Raw genomic sequence first — 16302 nt, 5'->3', positions numbered from 1 at the left:
GTTTAGGCAAAGCGCGGGGTGTTTATCATGCCGAGTGGGATAGTGGTTCGTGGTTCGTGGTTCGTGGTTCGACATAACAACCATGAGGGAGAGTGGGGATGCAACGCTAATCGCAAAGATTGCAGCCAAGCAGGGTGCAGAACTTGACTCCCTTTCATCACCCCTCTCCCTCATGGTTGTTATGTCGAACCACGAACCCAAATCATGTTGATGAAAAGCATCATAAAGTCAGGAGGCGGCGGTTATTCCGCCGCCGCCTGTTCATCGTCCAATCCCAGGAAGCCACCGGATTGGCGGGCCCAGAGCGATGCATAGATGCCATCGGCAGCAATCAGCTCCTCATGGCTGCCGCTTTCAACGATCTTGCCCTTGTCCATCACCACGAGGCGATCAAGCGCCGCAATGGTTGACAGACGGTGTGCGATGGCAATGACGGTCTTTCCCTGCATCAGCCGGTAAAGATTGTCCTGAATGGCCGCTTCCACTTCCGAATCAAGCGCAGAGGTCGCCTCATCCATGATGAGGATGGGCGCATCCTTGAGCATCACCCGAGCGATGGCGATACGCTGACGCTGACCGCCTGACAGTTTCACGCCGCGCTCACCCACATGGGCATCGAACCCGCGCCGTCCCTTGGGGTCCGACGCCGCTTCGATAAACGCTTCCGCTTGTGCGTTCTGCACAGCCTGCCGCATCAGTTCCTCCGAGGCTTCGGGCTTGCCGTAAAGCACATTGTCGCGGATCGAGCGATGCAGCAGCGAGGTATCCTGCGTGATCATACCGATATGCTCACGCAGCGAGTCCTGCTTCACTTTTGATATGTCCTGCCCATCGATGGTGATGCGGCCACTCTCCAGATCGTAGAACCGGAGCAGCAGGTTGACGAGCGTGGACTTACCCGCACCTGACCGCCCGACCAGACCAATCTTTTCACCGGGGCGAATGTCGAGTGACAGCCGGTCGATGACACCTGCCCCTTTGCCATAGTGGAAGCCGATAGCATCGAAGCTGATGGCACCAGTGCTCACCTTGAGTTCAGGAGCGTTGGGAACATCGGTGACAAGGCGCGGCAGCGAAATGGAGGTAATGCCGTCTTCCACCGTACCGATATTCTCGAACAGTGCCGACATTTCCCACATGATCCACTGCGACATGCCGTTGAGACGCAGCACCAGACCAATGCCCACAGCAACGGCGCCAACAGAAATGGCAGAGCCCAGCCACAGCCAGATCGCAATGCCGCTGACAGAGAACAGCAACAGACAGTTCATCACATAGAGCGTGGCATGGAATCCCGTCACCATACGCATCTGCGTATAGGCAGTGGACAGGAACTCCTGCATTCCCTCGCGGGCATAGCTTTCCTCCCGTTTGGAATGGGAGAACAGCTTGACCGTGGCAATGTTGGTATAGCTGTCAACGATACGCCCGGTCATGGACGAGCGGGAATCCGCCTGTGCCTTCGATGCAACCTGCAATTTCGGGATGAAATACCACATCAGGCCCACATAGGCGGCCAGCCAGACAAGGAACGGCACCATGAGACGCAAATCCGCAGCGGCGGCAATGATCAGTGTGCCGCTGAAATAAACGATCACATAGTTGAGCACGTCGAGCAGCTTCATCACCGCCTCGCGCACAGCGAGCGATGTCTGCATCAGCTTGGTGGAAATCCGCCCGGCGAATTCATCCTGGAAGAACGTCATCGACTGGCGAACCACGTAGCGATGCACCATCCAGCGAATGCGCATGGGATAATTGCTCAGCAACGTCTGATGAATAATAAGCGAATCGAGCAGAACGATGCCGGGCATGACAATCAGCACCACACCGGCAAGCAAGGCGAGCTTCCAGCCTTCCTGTGCAACAAAGGTCTCGCGCGACTGGTTGGACAACCAGTCAACGACATTGCCCATGAAGGCATACATCGACACTTCAAGCACGGCGATTGATGCGGTGCAGATGGCCATGACAACAAGCCATGGCCAGACACCGCGTGTATAGTGCAGACAGAACGCAACCAGCGTTTTGGGTGGCTCACTGGGCTCGGCAGATGGAAACGCCTCAAGCCTTTGTTCAAACCAGCGGAACATTATCAAACCTCTTTTGGGCAGCTGTCTCAACACGGAATGCGAGACTGGAATAAATCCGACGCAGATTGGCAGTTACTGCGCTTGAGTTGCCGGAGCATGATCGAAAGTGAAGAAACAAACATGCAAACGCCAACTCTGGGCGAATGCGACTTGTGTCAGGGAAGAAAAACTACGCGGAAAAAACAGACACAAGACCGCCAACGACACCGGCCACGGCTTCAGCAGGTGAAGCCATCCGGTTTGGAAGAAGTCGGAAAAATTCAGTCATCGACACCTCCAAAGTTAGCGTTGCGGTCGAAACCCTATACCTATTATGAACAGAAAAAGCGAGAGGCTTTTCTAAGGAAAGCTACTTGCACGAAAAGATTATTGCCAATGGAGCACGCCGCCTGTGACTGACGCCAGACCTGACCTACGCATTGCGCTCTACCAGCCAGATATTCCCGGCAACACGGGCACGATCCTGCGCATGGCCGCCTGTTTCGGCATCAGCGTTGATCTGATCGAGCCCGCAGGCTTCGATATTTCCGATCGCTCGCTCAAGCGGGCCGGCATGGACTATCTCGAACAGGCAGCCCTGACCCGCCATGCCGACTGGCAGCATTTTCAGAACTGGCGGCTGGGTGAAAAGCGCCGTTTGTTGCTATTCTCAACCAAAGCCGCCGTGCCCTACACGCAGTTTGCGTTTCAACCCGGCGATATATTGCTGCTCGGGCGCGAATCGTCAGGCGTACCCGATGAGGTGCATCAATCGGCTGATGCGCGGCTCATTATCCCGATGGTGCCGGGTGCCCGGTCGCTCAATCTCGCACTATCAGCAGCCATTGCCACCGGCGAGGCTCTCCGGCAGTTCTCCCTGCCATCATAAAAAACGCCGGTCATTGCTGACCGGCGTTCTATTCACTTCAAAGCAAGCTTACTTGACTTCAGCTGCCTTGCCGCCTTCCCACTTGTAAAGAACGAAGGTCGGCGTCGTCAGATCGCCAGTCTTTGCATAGGTGAGGTCGCCAACAACGGTTGAAACCGGTGCGCCGGAATGCAGTGCTTCAGCCACCTTTGCCGGATCGGCAGAACCAGCCTTTTCGATGCCAGCCTTGATGACCTGCAGCGCAGCATAGGCATTGAGCGTGAAGGCCTCAGGTGGAATGTTCTTGCCCTTCAAAGCTTCCATGATCTTTGCAGCGGAAGGGTTCTTTGTCGGATCGGCACTGTTGGTGAAGAGTGTGCCAGCAGCAGCATCGCCGCCAATGGCCCAATATTCCGTGTTCGACAGGCCTTCGGCACCAATGATCTGGGCTTTGATGCCCTGATCAGCCATCTGGCGTGCAATCAGGCCGCCTTCCGGATGATAACCACCGAAATAGATCACTTCGGCCTTTTCAGACTTCAGGCGGGTGATGAGCGCGCTATAGTCCTTTTCACCGGCATTGATGCCCTGGTCGACAACTTCCTTGACGCCGCCCTTGTTGAGCGCAGCCTTCAGACCATTGGCCAGACCCGTACCATAGGTGTTCTTGTCGTAGACAACGGCAATGCGCTTGTCCTTGTAATGCTCAAGAATGTACTTGGCAGCCACGTCCGCCTGCTGGTCATCACGGCCGCAGGTGCGGAACACGGTTTCCAGACCGCGTGTGGTCAGTTCAGGCGTGGTGGATGTCGGGGTAATCATCAGGATGCCGTTTTCAGCCAGCACATCGGAAACCGGCATCGAAACGCCTGATGTAACCGGACCAACAACGAACTTGATGCCTTCGCCGACCACCTGGTTGGCAACCGACACGCCCTGCTTGGGCTCGCCCGCATCATCGAACAGCTTGATGACGATCTTTTCGCCCTTGATGCCCCCCTCGGCATTGATGGCTTCGGCGGCAGCGGCAACGCCGTTCTTCACCTGCGTGCCATAGGCAGCAACAGGGCCGGTAACAGGCGCGATATTTCCGATGACGATGTCAGCACGGGCGAATGAAGTCATCGCCATGACAGCCGTCAACGCCACGCCAGAGATCAACGATAAGCGCATAGTGTCCTCCTTGAATTTTTTATTGCGCGGCCGGAAGATTCTCCGGCACTGAAAAAAGTTCTACTGTCTTTATGGCAGGCTGTCAGCCACGATTCATGACAATCCTGAATCCTTCGTTGAAATATTTTGATGCCATTTATGAAGAAAAGTGTTCCATACCAGCAGATTCAACCCGCGATTGTCAGAAATTGCAGAGTTTCCGCGCTGAAAACAGTCTTTTCAGCGAATTTTAGTCCGCATTTGGCAAACGGCGCATGGTGAACTCGATGATATCGCCAGGCCGTTCGTACCAGCTTTCAATCTCGGTCCAATAAGCGGCTTTCGGGTATTGCTCGAACCATTCCTTCGCCTTCTCGCGCGCTGCAAGACGCGGCAGGCGAAAACTCTCGCGGATGAATGCCCCGCGCTGCCGTCCGCTTTCACCGCGGCTTTCTTTCAGCTGCTTGCGCAAGCCGTCGAGCGGCGGCTTGGGGAAGTGTGCTCTGGGTACTTTGGAGACCATCTCGTATCCCTTCCTGAACCCTATATCGACAGATTAGATCAAACTCAGCCCTGAAAACGAGTCATTTTTTTGGGATAGGTAAAACAGCTCCTTCCTTTGCCGGTGCCCTGATGTGATAACATGAGCAGCAAGAAGGATTCGTTGATATGGACCGCCCTGATATTCCCGCCATCCTGCCAGAAGCACTTGAAGACAAGAAGACAGCCGCGACTGCGTGGTTTGCCGAACTGCGCGACAAGATTTGCGCCAGTCTTGAGAAGTTGGAAGATGATCTGGATGGCCCCCTCTCCGACCGGGCGCCGGGCCGTTTCGTCCAGACGCCCTGGCAACGCGAAGAAGGCAAAGGCGGTGGTGGCATCATGTCCATCATGCATGGCCGCGTCTTTGAAAAGGTCGGCGTTCACACATCGACGGTTTACGGCGAATTTTCCCCCGAATTTCGCAAGCAGATACCGGGCGCCGAGGAAGATCCGCGCTTCTGGGCTTCCGGCATTTCGCTGATCGCCCATCCGCAGAACCCTTATGTGCCCGCTGTTCATATGAACACGCGCATGGTCGTGACCACGCGCCAATGGTTTGGTGGCGGCGCTGATCTGACGCCGGTTCTCGACCGCAAGCGGACACAGGACGATGCGGATACGGCGGCCTTCCACAAGGCGCTGAAATTTGTCTGCGACAAACATTTTGCGGTCGCGAACCACGAGAAATTCAAGAACTGGTGCGATGAGTATTTCTACCTGCCACATCGCAAGGAACCACGCGGCACCGGCGGCATTTTCTATGACTGGCTGCATTCATCGGAAGAGAACGGCGGCTGGGACGCAGACTTTGCTTTTACCCGTGACATCGGCCGGGCATTCTCAGTCGTCTACCCGCATCTTGTGCGGCAGAACTTCAATCAGGATTGGGGTGCCGAAGACCGGCAGGAGCAGCTTATCAGGCGCGGTCGCTATGTCGAGTTCAACCTGCTCTATGATCGTGGCACGATCTTTGGCCTCAAAACAGGCGGGAACGTGGATTCAATCCTGTCTTCCATGCCACCCACAGTCAAATGGCCGTGATTTGATTTTTTAAGGGATCAATCTGGTTTTTCATGCGTTATGCTGCTGTTGGTACGGTTTTCACGCCGTATCTCGATGGAGAGAGTTCGTCTTATACGTGCTCACGACAGGGAGAAAAGGCCATGAAAGAACTTCATTGCATCGTTCCCGGTTGCCAGTGGCATACCCGTCACGACACCGAAGCTGAAATCATCCGCCGCACCACTGAGCATCTTCGCGAAACTCACGGCGAGACGACCATTCGCGAATCCATGCTTGAAACCATCAGGGCCAATATCCAGCCTGAAAAGATCAAGGCTGCTTAATCAGGCCTTCCGATCAATTCAGGAATTCTGGCAAGCAGCGCATCGCGGTCGAGGGTAAAGCCTGAGTCAATCCAGGCGTCCTCAAGTGCGCGTTGCAGCTTGCCCACCTCCGGGCCTTTTTCCAGCCCGGCTGCGACAAGATCGCCGCCGGTTACAGGGAATTTGGGCTTTTCATACCGCTCGGCAAATTCCAGCAATTTTGACAGATGACCGGCGCGCATCATGGCACCATTGTCATTGAGCGCACCTAAGCGCGCGGAGACCAATGCCAGCCGCAAGCAATAAATCATACCCTGACGGTCACTGCGATAAAGCCGCTTGGCGAACCCCGTCTCCGAGATTTCGGCATTAGGTATGACAACCGTCGCCCACGCTTCCAGACGCTCGCGCTCCTGATTGGAGAGCTTCAAACGCACTGCCATCTCATTGATACGCTCTGCGTTTGGCGGAATGATGCTGGCCAGACGCAGCAACGGATCAACCTGCCAGCCCAGTTCTTGCTCAGTTTTGACCAAACCATGGATCGTGTCGATACCCCATTTCTCGCTCTCGGGCAGAACGGACGTCAGCACACCCGCCTGACGCATCCATAAAAGGGCGCGCGATGGGTCCGGCGCCGCCAGCATTTTCTTAAGCTCCGACCAGACACGCTCCGACGACAATTGCGCCAGACCATCTTTCAACCTTGCGCAGGCTTTCAAGCCCTCGCTTTCCGGGCGGCCATGACCATACCAGGCGAAAAACCGGAAAAACCGGAGGATACGCAGGTAATCTTCGCGGATACGCTGCTCGGCATCGCCGATAAATCGCAATGTCCGGCTTTCAATATCCGCAAGGCCGCCAACCAGATCGACGACAGTGCCATCAGCCTCAAGATAAAGCGCATTGATAGTGAAATCGCGCCGCGCCGCATCCACCTGCCAATCCCGTCCGAAGGCAACAGCCGCATGACGCCCGTCGGTTTCCACATCAGTGCGTAATGTTGTCACCTCGAAAGGCCGCTTGCCGACGACAACAGTCACCGTGCCATGGCTTATGCCGGTGGGTACGGTTTTGAAACCTGCCGCCTGCGCCCGGCGTATCGTTTCGTCGGGCACACAGGTTGTTGCAATATCAAGATCAGACACCTCTTGGCCGAGCAGCGTATTGCGCACAGCACCGCCGACAATCCGCGCGCCTTCGCCATCAGCAGAGAGAACGGAAAGCAATGTCTGCAAGGCTTCGTCCTGCAACCATGGAGCCTTGTCGGCAATGGAAATTCTCGTGCTCAAGAATAGAGCCTTTCATAAAGTATACGGATGATGCCAGCTGTCGCGCCCCAGATGAAGCGGTCACCAAACGGCATGGTGTAATAGAAGCGCTCCTTGCCCTGCCATACACGACTTTCCCTTTTGTGGTTGGCAGGATTCATCAAAAAGGACAATGGCACTTCGAATACATCGGCCACTTCGTCCGGGTTGGGTGTCAGGGTAAAAGGCGGATGCACCAACCCGAGCACCGGCGTGATGGAATAGCCAGTCATCGTAAGATAACGCGGCAAACGGCCGAGAAGCTCGACATGCCGTCCCTCAAGCCCGATCTCCTCATGGGTTTCGCGCAAAGCTGCTTTTTCAGGCTCGAAATCATCCTCAGGATCAATCGCGCCACCGGGGAAAGCCACCTGGCCCGAATGTTTACGCATATTGGCATTGCGCAGTGTCAGGATGACACCTGCCTCATCGCCGCGGTCGACAATCGGGATCAGCACAGCCGCATCACGCAATTGGGTTGCCGCAATCAATGCATCGAGATCGGGATTGAGCAGATGGTCGCCATTATCCCCGCTCAGCGGTTCATTGCCTTTCGATGCCACGCGCAGCGCAAAGGCGCGGGCAGAAAAGCCATCCTCATGCCACATGGTCTGGCTCATAGGCTCTGCTCTTCCAGCTCGCCCGATGGCATGATCGGGAAGATTGCTCCCTTGGAGCGCACGGCAAACATGGATTTACCGTCGATCACCATATCTTCGCCATGGCTGACCAGTTCATACATCACAGGACGGGCCAGCAGGGCTTCCAGCCGCCCGCGCACCAGCAGATAGGGTTTCAAACCGCCATTATCAGGATCAATAACGAACCGCAGTGGATGATCCGCGCCAGCCTCGATAATATCGCCGACATTGCTGCGGAACGTCATGACCTGATCATCGCCCTCACCAGAAACATTCAGTTCGACAGCAATGAAATGCGCATCCGCAATACGGATACCCACCTTCTCGACCGGGGTAACGAGATAGGTCTTGCCATCCGCATCCTTGCGCAGGACGGTGGAGAAAAGGCGGACCAGCGGCGCCCTGCCAATAGGGGTTCCCATATAGAACCACGTACCATCGGCCTTGATCTCCATATCGAGATCACCGCAGAAATCCGGGTTCCATTTTTCAACCGGTGGCAGGCCCTTACCTTGCGCAGCTGCGCGCGAAATCAGCGCTTCAAGTCCCGCCGCGTCCCGCTGACTGCCCTCTGACTGTGCCATTTTCAGACCTTTTTTGCTCATTCGTCACGAAATAGTCACCGTTAAACCGCTTGTCAGCATGTCATAGTGATTTAGACTCATTTAGTAATGGAACTGACCATAAACCAGCTCCGCAGGCCAGTGGTACGAATTTGACATGGAGACGAGGTAAACCATGACGATTATCAAAACCGGGGAACCATCCGATCCGAAGGCGATGATTGCAGAAGCCGAAAAGGCGCTGGCCGATATTTCCAGAATACGCGCTGCAATCGGGACTGTCATCTTTGGTCAGGAAAGCGTGATTGAACGCACGCTGGTGGCGCTGCTGGCTGGCGGCCATGCGCTTCTCGTGGGTGTTCCCGGCCTTGCCAAAACGAAGCTGGTCGAAACGCTTGGAACGGTGCTTGGTCTCGATGAGCGCCGTGTGCAGTTTACGCCCGATCTGATGCCATCGGATATTATCGGTTCGGAAGTCATGGAGCAGGATGACCATGGCAAGCGTTCGTTCCGCTACGTCAGGGGTCCGATCTTTGCGCAATTGCTGATGGCTGATGAAATCAACCGCGCCTCGCCGCGCACCCAGTCCGCTTTGCTGCAGTCCATGCAGGAATATCATGTGACTGTTGCCGGTGAACGGCATGACCTGCCAACGCCGTTCCATGTGCTCGCGACGCAGAACCCGCTGGAGCAGGAAGGCACATACCCGCTGCCCGAAGCCCAGCTTGACCGCTTCCTCATGCAGATCGATATCCTTTATCCGGAACTTGATGCGGAACGCCGGGTATTGCTGGAAACCACCGGTACATCGGAAGTGCGCGCCGCCAAGACCATCGATGCGGAACGCCTGCGCGAAATGCAGCAATTGATCCGCCGCATCCCTGTCGCTGAAGGCGTTGTCGAAGCCATTCTAAAGCTTGTACGCTCGGCGCGTCCCGGCGCAGATAATGAGATTGCGCAAAAATTCATCGCCTGGGGACCCGGCCCGCGCGCCAGTCAGGCACTGATGTTGTGTGCCCGTGCCCGTGCGCTTTATGACGGACGGCTCGCACCTTCAATCGATGATGTCCGGGCTCTGGCTGAACCAGTTCTTCAGCACCGGATGGCGCTGACGTTCGCTGCCCGCGCCGATGGCATGAATGTACGGGAAGTCATCGCGAATCTGACAAAGGCAGCCCTCTGATGGCTGCAATCGGCGCGCAGGTCCAGAAGACGGCAACAAGGGAGGCGCTGGCGCGAGCACGCCAGCGCGCTGCTTTGCTGCCTGATCTTCTTGTTGAAGCGCGCCGCATTGCCAACACCACCAATACCGGTTGGCATGGCCGCCGCAAAAGCGGCGTCGGTGAAACTTTCTGGCAGTTCCGGCCCTATACGGATGGCGAGGCCGTTTCCCGTATCGACTGGCGCCGCTCGGCCCGCGATGACCGGATTTATATCCGCGATCAGGAATGGGAAGCCGCCCATACTGTCTGGCTTTGGGCTGATTCTTCCGCATCCATGCTCTACAAGTCAGAAATCGCGCAGGTGTCGAAGGAATCGCGCGCGCTTGTGCTCATTCTGGCTTTGGCGGAACTTCTGTCGCGCAGCGGTGAGCGCATCGCCTTCCCCGACGTGACTGACCCGACCTCCGCTGCCAATGGCGCAGAGCGGTTGGCGACTGCACTGTCCCACGCGATTGATCTGCCCAAGCAGCCGGATTTCAGTAGGGTCAGACGGTTTTCCGACGTGGTGCTGGTGAGTGATTTTCTCGAACCGGTCAATGAAACGCTCGCCATGCTGGAGCAGATCGCCCAGCGTGGCGCCCGCGCTCATCTGGTCGAAATTTACGACCCGGCGGAAGAGGATTTCCCTTACAAGCGGCGCACGGAATTTGTCGACCCGGAATCGGGCGCAATACTGACGGTCGGCCGCGCGCAGGATTATGCTGAAGAATATAAGCAATTGTTCATTGCCCGGCGCGAAACCTTGAGCGCCTATTGCCGGCGCATCGGCTGGAGCTATACCACCAACCGCACGGACCGGCTTGCCTCTGAAGCGCTTGTTTCCGTTCATCTGAACATGACCGCCGACGCTGGTTATCAGAGGACCGGCATATGATGAGTGCTTTTCCTCTTGCCCTTGGTGCTCCGGCGATCCTTCTGGGCCTGCTGGCACTGCCAATTATCTGGTGGCTGCTACGGGCAACACCGCCACGGCCAATCCGCGAATCCTTCCCGCCGCTGAAAATTCTGGCGCAAATCCTCAAGAAGGAAGAAACACCGGATAGAAGCCCGTGGTGGCTGACATTGTTGCGGCTCCTGCTGGCAGCGATTGTCATTCTGGCACTGGCCGAGCCCATCTGGAATCCGCGCCCCGAAACGCTGAACGGCAAGGAACCTGTTGCCATCGTGCTCGACAATGGCTGGTCTTCCAACGAAGAATGGAGCGCCCGCAAGGAGACGGCGGAGCGTTTGATTGCCGATGCCAATTCTTCCGGTGCGCTCATCTACATCCTTGGCACAGCCGAGAAACAGAATACCGATGTCGGGCCGTTCGATGCCACAGCGGCGCTTGAACGGCTGCGCGCGCTGAATATCAGGCCAATCCCCGTCGACCGCGCCGCGGCTTTTGACCGGTTGAAGGCCGTTCTGACTGATGTCAAAGGCGTTCGTGTTGCCTACCTCAATGATGGTGTCGATACTCCGCAGGCAACCGCCGCAGTGAAATCGATGGAAGGCTCCGGCATCGCCTCGATGATCTGGTATCAGCCCTCCATCGCCAACCTTTCTGCCATCCGGCAGGTAGAGAACAATGCAAACGGGCTGACCGTTCACGCCGTGCGCTCCAATGACAGCCGCGCATCCGGCGGCATCACTATCGGCGCCTATGACGAAAAAGGCCGCCGCATTGCCGAGACAGGGCTGGTTTTCCGTGCCAATGAATCAACAGGCGAGGCGGTGATCACAGCGCCTTACGAGTTGCGCAACGATTTCAACGCTCTGCGCATCGACAATGCTCCCAATGCCGGGGCGACGTTCCTCGTCGATGACAACAATAAGCGGCGGCGCGTCGCGCTGCTTTCGGGCTCCGAAGCTGATCTGTCGCAGCCCCTGCTTTCACCGCTTTATTACATTTCGCGCGCGCTTGAACCTTTTGCCGATCTCCTGCGTCCGCATAATCCTGAACTGACCAAAGCCATTCCCGAACTGCTGGAGCAAAAACCATCCGTGGTCATCATGGCTGATATTGGCAAACTGCCCGGTGAAACGGAGCAGGCCATGGTCGATTGGGTGGCAAAGGGTGGCACACTGATCCGCTTCGCTGGTCCACGCCTTGCCGGAAACAGCGAAGCGGACCCGCTTTTGCCTGTTAACCTGCGCAAGGGCGAGCGCTCGCTTGGCGGCGCGCTGTCATGGAAAGAATCGCAGCCCATTGCCGCATTCCCCGATAAGGGCCCGTTTGCTGGCCTGCCGACGCCGCAGGATGTCACGGTCACGCGGCAAGTGCTGGCGGAACCCGCCGTTGATCTCTTCGAAAAAAGCTGGGCCAATCTCGCTGACGGCACACCGTTGGTGACAGGCGAAACGCGCGGACGCGGCCAGATCGTCCTCTTCCATGTCACGCCCGAGGCCACATGGTCAAATCTTCCGATCAGCGGTAGTTTTGTTGACATGCTGCATCGGATTCTGACCCTGTCGCGCAACACCGGCCCATCACCGCAGGAAAATGGTGCCGTTGCTTCGCGCGCGCTTCCGCCTTACCTGACGCTGAATGCGGAAGGCGCCCTCACCCCACCCGGCGGAGACGCCAAGCCCTTGATCCTGAAAACAGGTGAAACCGGCAAAGTAAGCTTTGACAATCCTCCCGGTTTTTATGGTGTCGAGGATTCCATGAGCGCACTTAATCTCTTCAGGCCCGACAGCGAGATCAACGCATTGATTCGCCCCGATCTCAATATTCCCGTGACCACTGCGCGTTATGCCGTTGATGAATCGGTGCCGCTGCGCGGCCCGCTCTTTGGCCTTGCAGCCCTGCTTCTGGCTCTCGATGCTATTGCCATTTTCTGGCTAAGCGGGCATCTGCGCGGCCGCTTCAAGACTGCTGCTGTCACTTCTCTGGCAATCCTGCTCATTCCGGCTGTTCTTGCATTCGGCCCCTCTCCGGCCCACGCCCAGCAAAATGACAGCAAACCGGGTGATCAACAGATATTGGACGCCGTCAATGTCACGCACCTTGCCTATGTGATCACAGGCGACAGTTCTGTCGACGATATCAGCAAGGCAGGTCTGTTCGGTCTTTCCCGAGCCCTTGCCGATAGCACAGCGCTGGAGCCGGGCGATCCTATCGGGGTTAATCCGGAAACTGACGAACTTGCGTTCTTTCCGCTGATCTACTGGCCGATCGATCCTTCGGCCAAAATGCCATCGCCTGCCTCTATCGCCAAGATCGATGCCTATATGCAGCAGGGCGGTACTGTTCTGTTCGACACCCGCGATCAGGATGCAGCGGCAATCAGCTTTGATAACAGCTCGACACCGGCCAATGCGCGTCTGCGCGATATCCTGTCCGGGCTGAACATACCGGCACTGGAACCGGTTCCCAACGACCATGTGCTGACCAAAGCATTCTACATCCTGCAGGATTTTCCCGGCCGTTACCGGGGCAGCCAGCTCTGGGTACAGGCCTCACAGGCACCCGAGGCGAGCAAGGACAGACCAGTGCGTGTTGGCGATGGTGTTTCGCCCATCATGATCACGGGCAATGACTTTGCCGGAGCATGGGCAGTCAATGCCAGCGGCACACCTCTGCTGCCCACGGTTCCCAATGATCCCGACCAACGGGTTCTCGCCTATCGCGCAGGCATCAACATTGTCATGTACATGCTGACAGGCAACTACAAATCCGATCAGGTACACGTCCCTGAACTTTTGAAGCGGCTGGCGAACTGACATGTATCTTTCCCTCGATTTCCAGCCCCTGCTCTCCCCATCGCTTCTGGCGCTCTTGCTGCTGCCTTTGCTGGCGCTTGCATTGGCGGGCCTTTATCTGCGCCAACGCGGCGGCGTTATTCGCCTGCTGGCCGCCGCCGCGCTTGCCATGGCTCTGTTCAACCCCGTTGTGATCAATGAGGAGCGTGAGCCGCTCAAAAGCGTCGTGGCTGTCATCGCCGACCGCAGCCAGAGTCAGGACATAGGCGACCGCGCAGCAGATACCACCGAAGCGCTCAAGCAGGTGCAGGCAGCACTTGGCCGCCTGCCGCAATTCGAGGTTCGAACAGTCGAGACCAACCGCGCCAGCGAGAATGACGACGCCACGGCGACAAGGCTGTTTCAGGCTGTCAACAGCGCGTTCCGTGACGTTCCGCCGTCGCGTATCGGCGGCGCCATCATGATCACCGATGGTCAGGTACACGATATCCCGAACAATGTGGCCGGTCTCGGTTTCAACGCGCCGGTGCATGGCCTCATCACTGGCAGACCGGGCGAGATCGACCGGCGTATCCAGTTTGTCCGCGCGCCCCGCTTTGGCATAACAGGCAAGCCGCAGCAGATGACCTATAAGGTGACAGCTGCAGGTGAGCCGCAAGGTGGCCGCGCGCGCGTTACCGTGCGCGTCAATGGCAATCAGATGACGTCGCAGGATGCGATCATCGGCGAGGAGATGCCACTTGAAGTGACCCTGCCCCGCGCTGGCGTCAATATTATCGAGCTTTCAGTTGATGCGGTTCCCAATGAACTGACCGAAATCAACAACCGCGCTGTCGCCATGGTTGATGGTATTCGCGAGAACCTGAAAGTGCTGCTGGTCTCAGGCGAACCGCATAATGGCGAACGCACCTGGCGCAATCTTCTGAAATCCGATGCGTCAGTAGATCTCGTCCATTTCACCATTCTGCGTCCGCCGGAAAAGCAGGACAGCACGCCGATCAATGAACTGTCGCTGATCGCTTTCCCGACGCGTGAGCTGTTCGTTGAGAAGATCGACCAGTTTGATCTGATCATTTTCGACCGCTATCAGCACCGCGATGTGCTGCCGCTGCTCTATTATGATTACATCAATGACTATGTGCAGAAGGGCGGCGCTTTGCTGATTGCGGCAGGTCCTGAATATGCGGGCAATGTATCGATTGCCAATACACCGCTCCTGACTGTCCTGCCCGCAACGCCAACCGGCGAGGTGACGGAACAGGCTTTCTATCCGCGTCTGAGTGATGACGGCAAACGCCATCCTGTGACCCGTGGTCTTGAGGGCAGCACACAGGAACCACCGCAATGGAGCCGCTGGTTCCGTGTCATTGATGTCAACAAGCCGGAAGGTTCAGTTGTCATGAATGCCGGTGACAAGCCGCTGCTGGTGCTCAACCGCATTGGTGAAGGCCGCGTCGGCATGTTCCTCTCCGATCAGGGCTGGCTCTGGGCGCGTGGCTTTGAAGGCGGCGGCCCGCATGCGGCGCTCTATCGCCGGATTGCCCATTGGCTGATGAAGGAACCGGAACTTGAAGAGGAAGCGTTGACTGCATCGGGCAGTGGCCGCAATCTCGAAATCCGTCGCCAGACCATGAAAAAGACGGCGGTACCGGCAAGCATTATCACGCCATCGGGCAAGAAGCAGGACGTTCCGCTCACCGAGACCGAACCCGGCGTGTTCACGGCATCCGTGCCGACAACGGAAATCGGACTGTTTCAGATTGCCAATGGCGATCAAACGACGCTCGCCCATGTCGGGCCGGTTGATGCACCTGAATTTGCTGACAATGTATCGACGACGGACAAGCTCAATGGCTTGGCGCGCGAAACCGGCGGTGGAGCCCGCCGCTTGCGCGCAACCGCTGATCAGCCATCCATCGAGGTGCCAAGTATCGTCGCCTCGCGTGGCTTCGCCAGCGCCAGTGGCGACAACTGGATTGGCCTGCGCCCAACCAATGAAACCGTATTGAAGAGCGTCAATCGTTTGCCGTTGTTCTCGGGTTTCCTTGGCCTTGCAGCGATGATCCTTGTTCTCGGCGGCATGTGGTATCGCGAAGGCCGGTAAAAACCGGCTTAGCGACCACCCGAATCCGCGTGTCGTACCCGGCCCTGAACATCTTTCAGCACACGAGGCTCAAGTTCGCAGGCGAGAAAGCGGGATGGTTCGACTGGCGCTGGCATTTCGATCTGATGCCCGACAATCTGCCGGAAGCCAAAAGGAGCGTAATAAGGCTCGTCACCAACCAGAATGATCAGCTTATGCCCGGCAAGACGCGCCGTCTCCATGGATTTGCGCATAAGCGCCGCGCCGATACCCTGCTTCTTCCAGGCGGGCCGAACCGCAAGTGGACCGAGCAGCATGGCCGGAGTGTTGCCGATCAGGATGGGCGTCAACCGTACGGAGCCGACAACATAAGCGCCATTCATCGCAACAAAGGAGAGATTGCGGTCATGCGGTCCGCCTTCGCGGATGCGATAGGCAGCACGGGTAAAACGGCCCGGGCCAAAAGCCTCTTTGTTGATGTCTTCAATGTCAGCATCGTGCGCCGGTTCTTCCGGCGCGTAGGTCACGACATGGGTCAGCATGCTGGGTATCTTTATAAAGGAGTAGACAATGGCCTTTGGGCCAACACAGGAACATCCGCCGCGCTTTTCAGCGCCGGTACTGGTTTCATCGTCGGATGAAGAGGAATCCTGTCACAAAATGTCTCCTTTTTTCCCCGCGTAGCATCTCAGCAACGCTGCGTAAACCGAATTTCTCGCAGCCAGCACAAAAAGTGACGCTCTGTTCACCCTTGCAAAGCTGGTTTGAACGACATTTATGTCCAAGTATAGGCTATCAAGAACAAACACGATTATCATTGCCCGCACGCCAGGGTGCA

At 56.9% G+C, this 16302-nt stretch carries 14 protein-coding genes; 7 read left to right on the top strand and 7 right to left on the bottom strand.

Features of this window, described 5'->3' with window-relative positions; translation table 11 throughout:
• Positions 1-242: 242 nt before the first annotated feature.
• Complete coding sequence (locus FHW17_RS07160) at positions 243-2093, bottom strand: ABC transporter ATP-binding protein (protein ID WP_112525843.1); 1851 nt, start codon at positions 2091-2093, stop codon at positions 243-245.
• Between the two features lie 391 nt (positions 2094-2484).
• Here FHW17_RS07160 and FHW17_RS07155 point away from each other — a divergent pair, with 391 nt between their 5' ends.
• On the top strand, positions 2485-2961 hold the full coding sequence (locus FHW17_RS07155) for a tRNA (cytidine(34)-2'-O)-methyltransferase (protein WP_112525845.1): 477 nt from the start codon (positions 2485-2487) through the stop codon (positions 2959-2961).
• A gap of 48 nt (positions 2962-3009) precedes the next feature.
• Here FHW17_RS07155 and FHW17_RS07150 read toward each other — a convergent pair whose 3' ends face one another.
• Both FHW17_RS07150 and FHW17_RS07145 read right to left on the bottom strand, forming a co-directional pair.
• Positions 3010-4113, bottom strand: a complete 1104-nt coding sequence (locus FHW17_RS07150; protein WP_112525847.1) for an ABC transporter substrate-binding protein — start codon at positions 4111-4113, stop codon at positions 3010-3012.
• A gap of 229 nt (positions 4114-4342) precedes the next feature.
• Complete coding sequence (locus FHW17_RS07145; RefSeq protein WP_112525849.1) at positions 4343-4615, bottom strand: hypothetical protein; 273 nt, start codon at positions 4613-4615, stop codon at positions 4343-4345.
• A 146-nt stretch (positions 4616-4761) separates the two neighbouring features.
• Between FHW17_RS07145 and hemF the strand changes: the two genes are divergently transcribed.
• Complete coding sequence (hemF, locus tag FHW17_RS07140; protein WP_182509499.1) at positions 4762-5676, top strand: oxygen-dependent coproporphyrinogen oxidase; 915 nt, start codon at positions 4762-4764, stop codon at positions 5674-5676.
• Between the two features lie 122 nt (positions 5677-5798).
• The gene (locus tag FHW17_RS07135; RefSeq protein WP_112525853.1) at positions 5799-5981 is read left to right on the top strand and encodes a DUF1059 domain-containing protein; all 183 of its coding nucleotides are present in this window, start codon (positions 5799-5801) and stop codon (positions 5979-5981) included.
• Here FHW17_RS07135 and FHW17_RS07130 read toward each other — a convergent pair.
• The 3 genes from FHW17_RS07130 to FHW17_RS07120 are packed head-to-tail and all read right to left on the bottom strand — an operon-like array spanning position 5978 to position 8516.
• On the bottom strand, positions 5978-7252 hold the full coding sequence (locus FHW17_RS07130) for a CCA tRNA nucleotidyltransferase (RefSeq protein ID WP_182509498.1): 1275 nt from the start codon (positions 7250-7252) through the stop codon (positions 5978-5980). The genes FHW17_RS07135 and FHW17_RS07130 overlap by 4 nt on opposite strands.
• On the bottom strand, positions 7249-7878 hold the full coding sequence (locus FHW17_RS07125) for a CoA pyrophosphatase (protein WP_112526025.1): 630 nt from the start codon (positions 7876-7878) through the stop codon (positions 7249-7251). The genes FHW17_RS07130 and FHW17_RS07125 overlap by 4 nt, the downstream gene beginning before the upstream one ends.
• Positions 7879-7886: 8 nt before the next feature.
• Positions 7887-8516, bottom strand: coding sequence for a DUF1285 domain-containing protein (locus FHW17_RS07120; protein WP_112525857.1), 630 nt, complete (start codon positions 8514-8516; stop codon positions 7887-7889).
• A 133-nt stretch (positions 8517-8649) separates the two neighbouring features.
• Here FHW17_RS07120 and FHW17_RS07115 point away from each other — a divergent pair, with 133 nt between their 5' ends.
• From FHW17_RS07115 to FHW17_RS07100, 4 genes are read left to right on the top strand one after another with little or no spacing between them, the layout of a single operon-like run.
• A complete protein-coding gene (locus FHW17_RS07115) occupies positions 8650-9657 on the top strand; it encodes a MoxR family ATPase (protein WP_112525859.1) in 1008 nt (335 codons plus the stop codon).
• Positions 9657-10571 carry a DUF58 domain-containing protein gene (locus FHW17_RS07110; protein WP_112525861.1) on the top strand — a complete coding sequence of 305 codons (915 nt, stop codon included), beginning with the start codon at positions 9657-9659 and terminating at the stop codon, positions 10569-10571. The genes FHW17_RS07115 and FHW17_RS07110 overlap by 1 nt, the downstream gene beginning before the upstream one ends.
• Positions 10571-13402, top strand: a complete 2832-nt coding sequence (locus tag FHW17_RS07105) for a DUF4159 domain-containing protein (RefSeq protein ID WP_182509665.1) — start codon at positions 10571-10573, stop codon at positions 13400-13402. The genes FHW17_RS07110 and FHW17_RS07105 overlap by 1 nt, the downstream gene beginning before the upstream one ends.
• Position 13403: 1 nt before the next feature.
• Positions 13404-15485: a hypothetical protein gene (locus FHW17_RS07100; protein ID WP_182509497.1), complete on the top strand. Its 2082-nt coding sequence runs from the start codon at positions 13404-13406 to the stop codon at positions 15483-15485.
• 8 nt (positions 15486-15493) lie between these two features.
• Here FHW17_RS07100 and FHW17_RS07095 read toward each other — a convergent pair whose 3' ends face one another.
• Positions 15494-16006: an N-acetyltransferase gene (locus FHW17_RS07095; RefSeq protein WP_112525865.1), complete on the bottom strand. Its 513-nt coding sequence runs from the start codon at positions 16004-16006 to the stop codon at positions 15494-15496.
• Between the last annotated feature and the right edge of the window lie 296 nt (positions 16007-16302).

It is taken from the genome of Phyllobacterium sp. P30BS-XVII (assembly GCF_014138335.1).
Lineage (GTDB): Bacteria > Pseudomonadota > Alphaproteobacteria > Rhizobiales > Rhizobiaceae > Phyllobacterium > Phyllobacterium meliloti.
The sequence above is the reverse complement of the archived record's forward strand: the minus strand, read 5'-3'. Positions and strand labels throughout refer to the sequence as shown.

Excerpts from the sequence above, each read along its gene's own strand:
- FHW17_RS07160 (WP_112525843.1), bottom strand. The coding sequence starts at position 2,093 with ATGTTCCGCTGGTTTGAACAAAGGCTTGAGGCGTTTCCATCTGCCGAG.
- FHW17_RS07150 (WP_112525847.1), bottom strand. The coding sequence starts at position 4,113 with ATGCGCTTATCGTTGATCTCTGGCGTGGCGTTGACGGCTGTCATGGCG.
- FHW17_RS07145 (WP_112525849.1), bottom strand. The coding sequence starts at position 4,615 with ATGGTCTCCAAAGTACCCAGAGCACACTTCCCCAAGCCGCCGCTCGAC.
- hemF (WP_182509499.1), top strand. The coding sequence starts at position 4,762 with ATGGACCGCCCTGATATTCCCGCCATCCTGCCAGAAGCACTTGAAGAC.
- FHW17_RS07135 (WP_112525853.1), top strand. The coding sequence starts at position 5,799 with ATGAAAGAACTTCATTGCATCGTTCCCGGTTGCCAGTGGCATACCCGT.
- FHW17_RS07125 (WP_112526025.1), bottom strand. The coding sequence starts at position 7,878 with ATGTGGCATGAGGATGGCTTTTCTGCCCGCGCCTTTGCGCTGCGCGTG.
- FHW17_RS07120 (WP_112525857.1), bottom strand. The coding sequence starts at position 8,516 with ATGAGCAAAAAAGGTCTGAAAATGGCACAGTCAGAGGGCAGTCAGCGG.
- FHW17_RS07115 (WP_112525859.1), top strand. The coding sequence starts at position 8,650 with ATGACGATTATCAAAACCGGGGAACCATCCGATCCGAAGGCGATGATT.
- FHW17_RS07110 (WP_112525861.1), top strand. The coding sequence starts at position 9,657 with ATGGCTGCAATCGGCGCGCAGGTCCAGAAGACGGCAACAAGGGAGGCG.
- FHW17_RS07105 (WP_182509665.1), top strand. The coding sequence starts at position 10,571 with ATGAGTGCTTTTCCTCTTGCCCTTGGTGCTCCGGCGATCCTTCTGGGC.
- FHW17_RS07100 (WP_182509497.1), top strand. The coding sequence starts at position 13,404 with ATGTATCTTTCCCTCGATTTCCAGCCCCTGCTCTCCCCATCGCTTCTG.
- FHW17_RS07095 (WP_112525865.1), bottom strand. The coding sequence starts at position 16,006 with ATGCTGACCCATGTCGTGACCTACGCGCCGGAAGAACCGGCGCACGAT.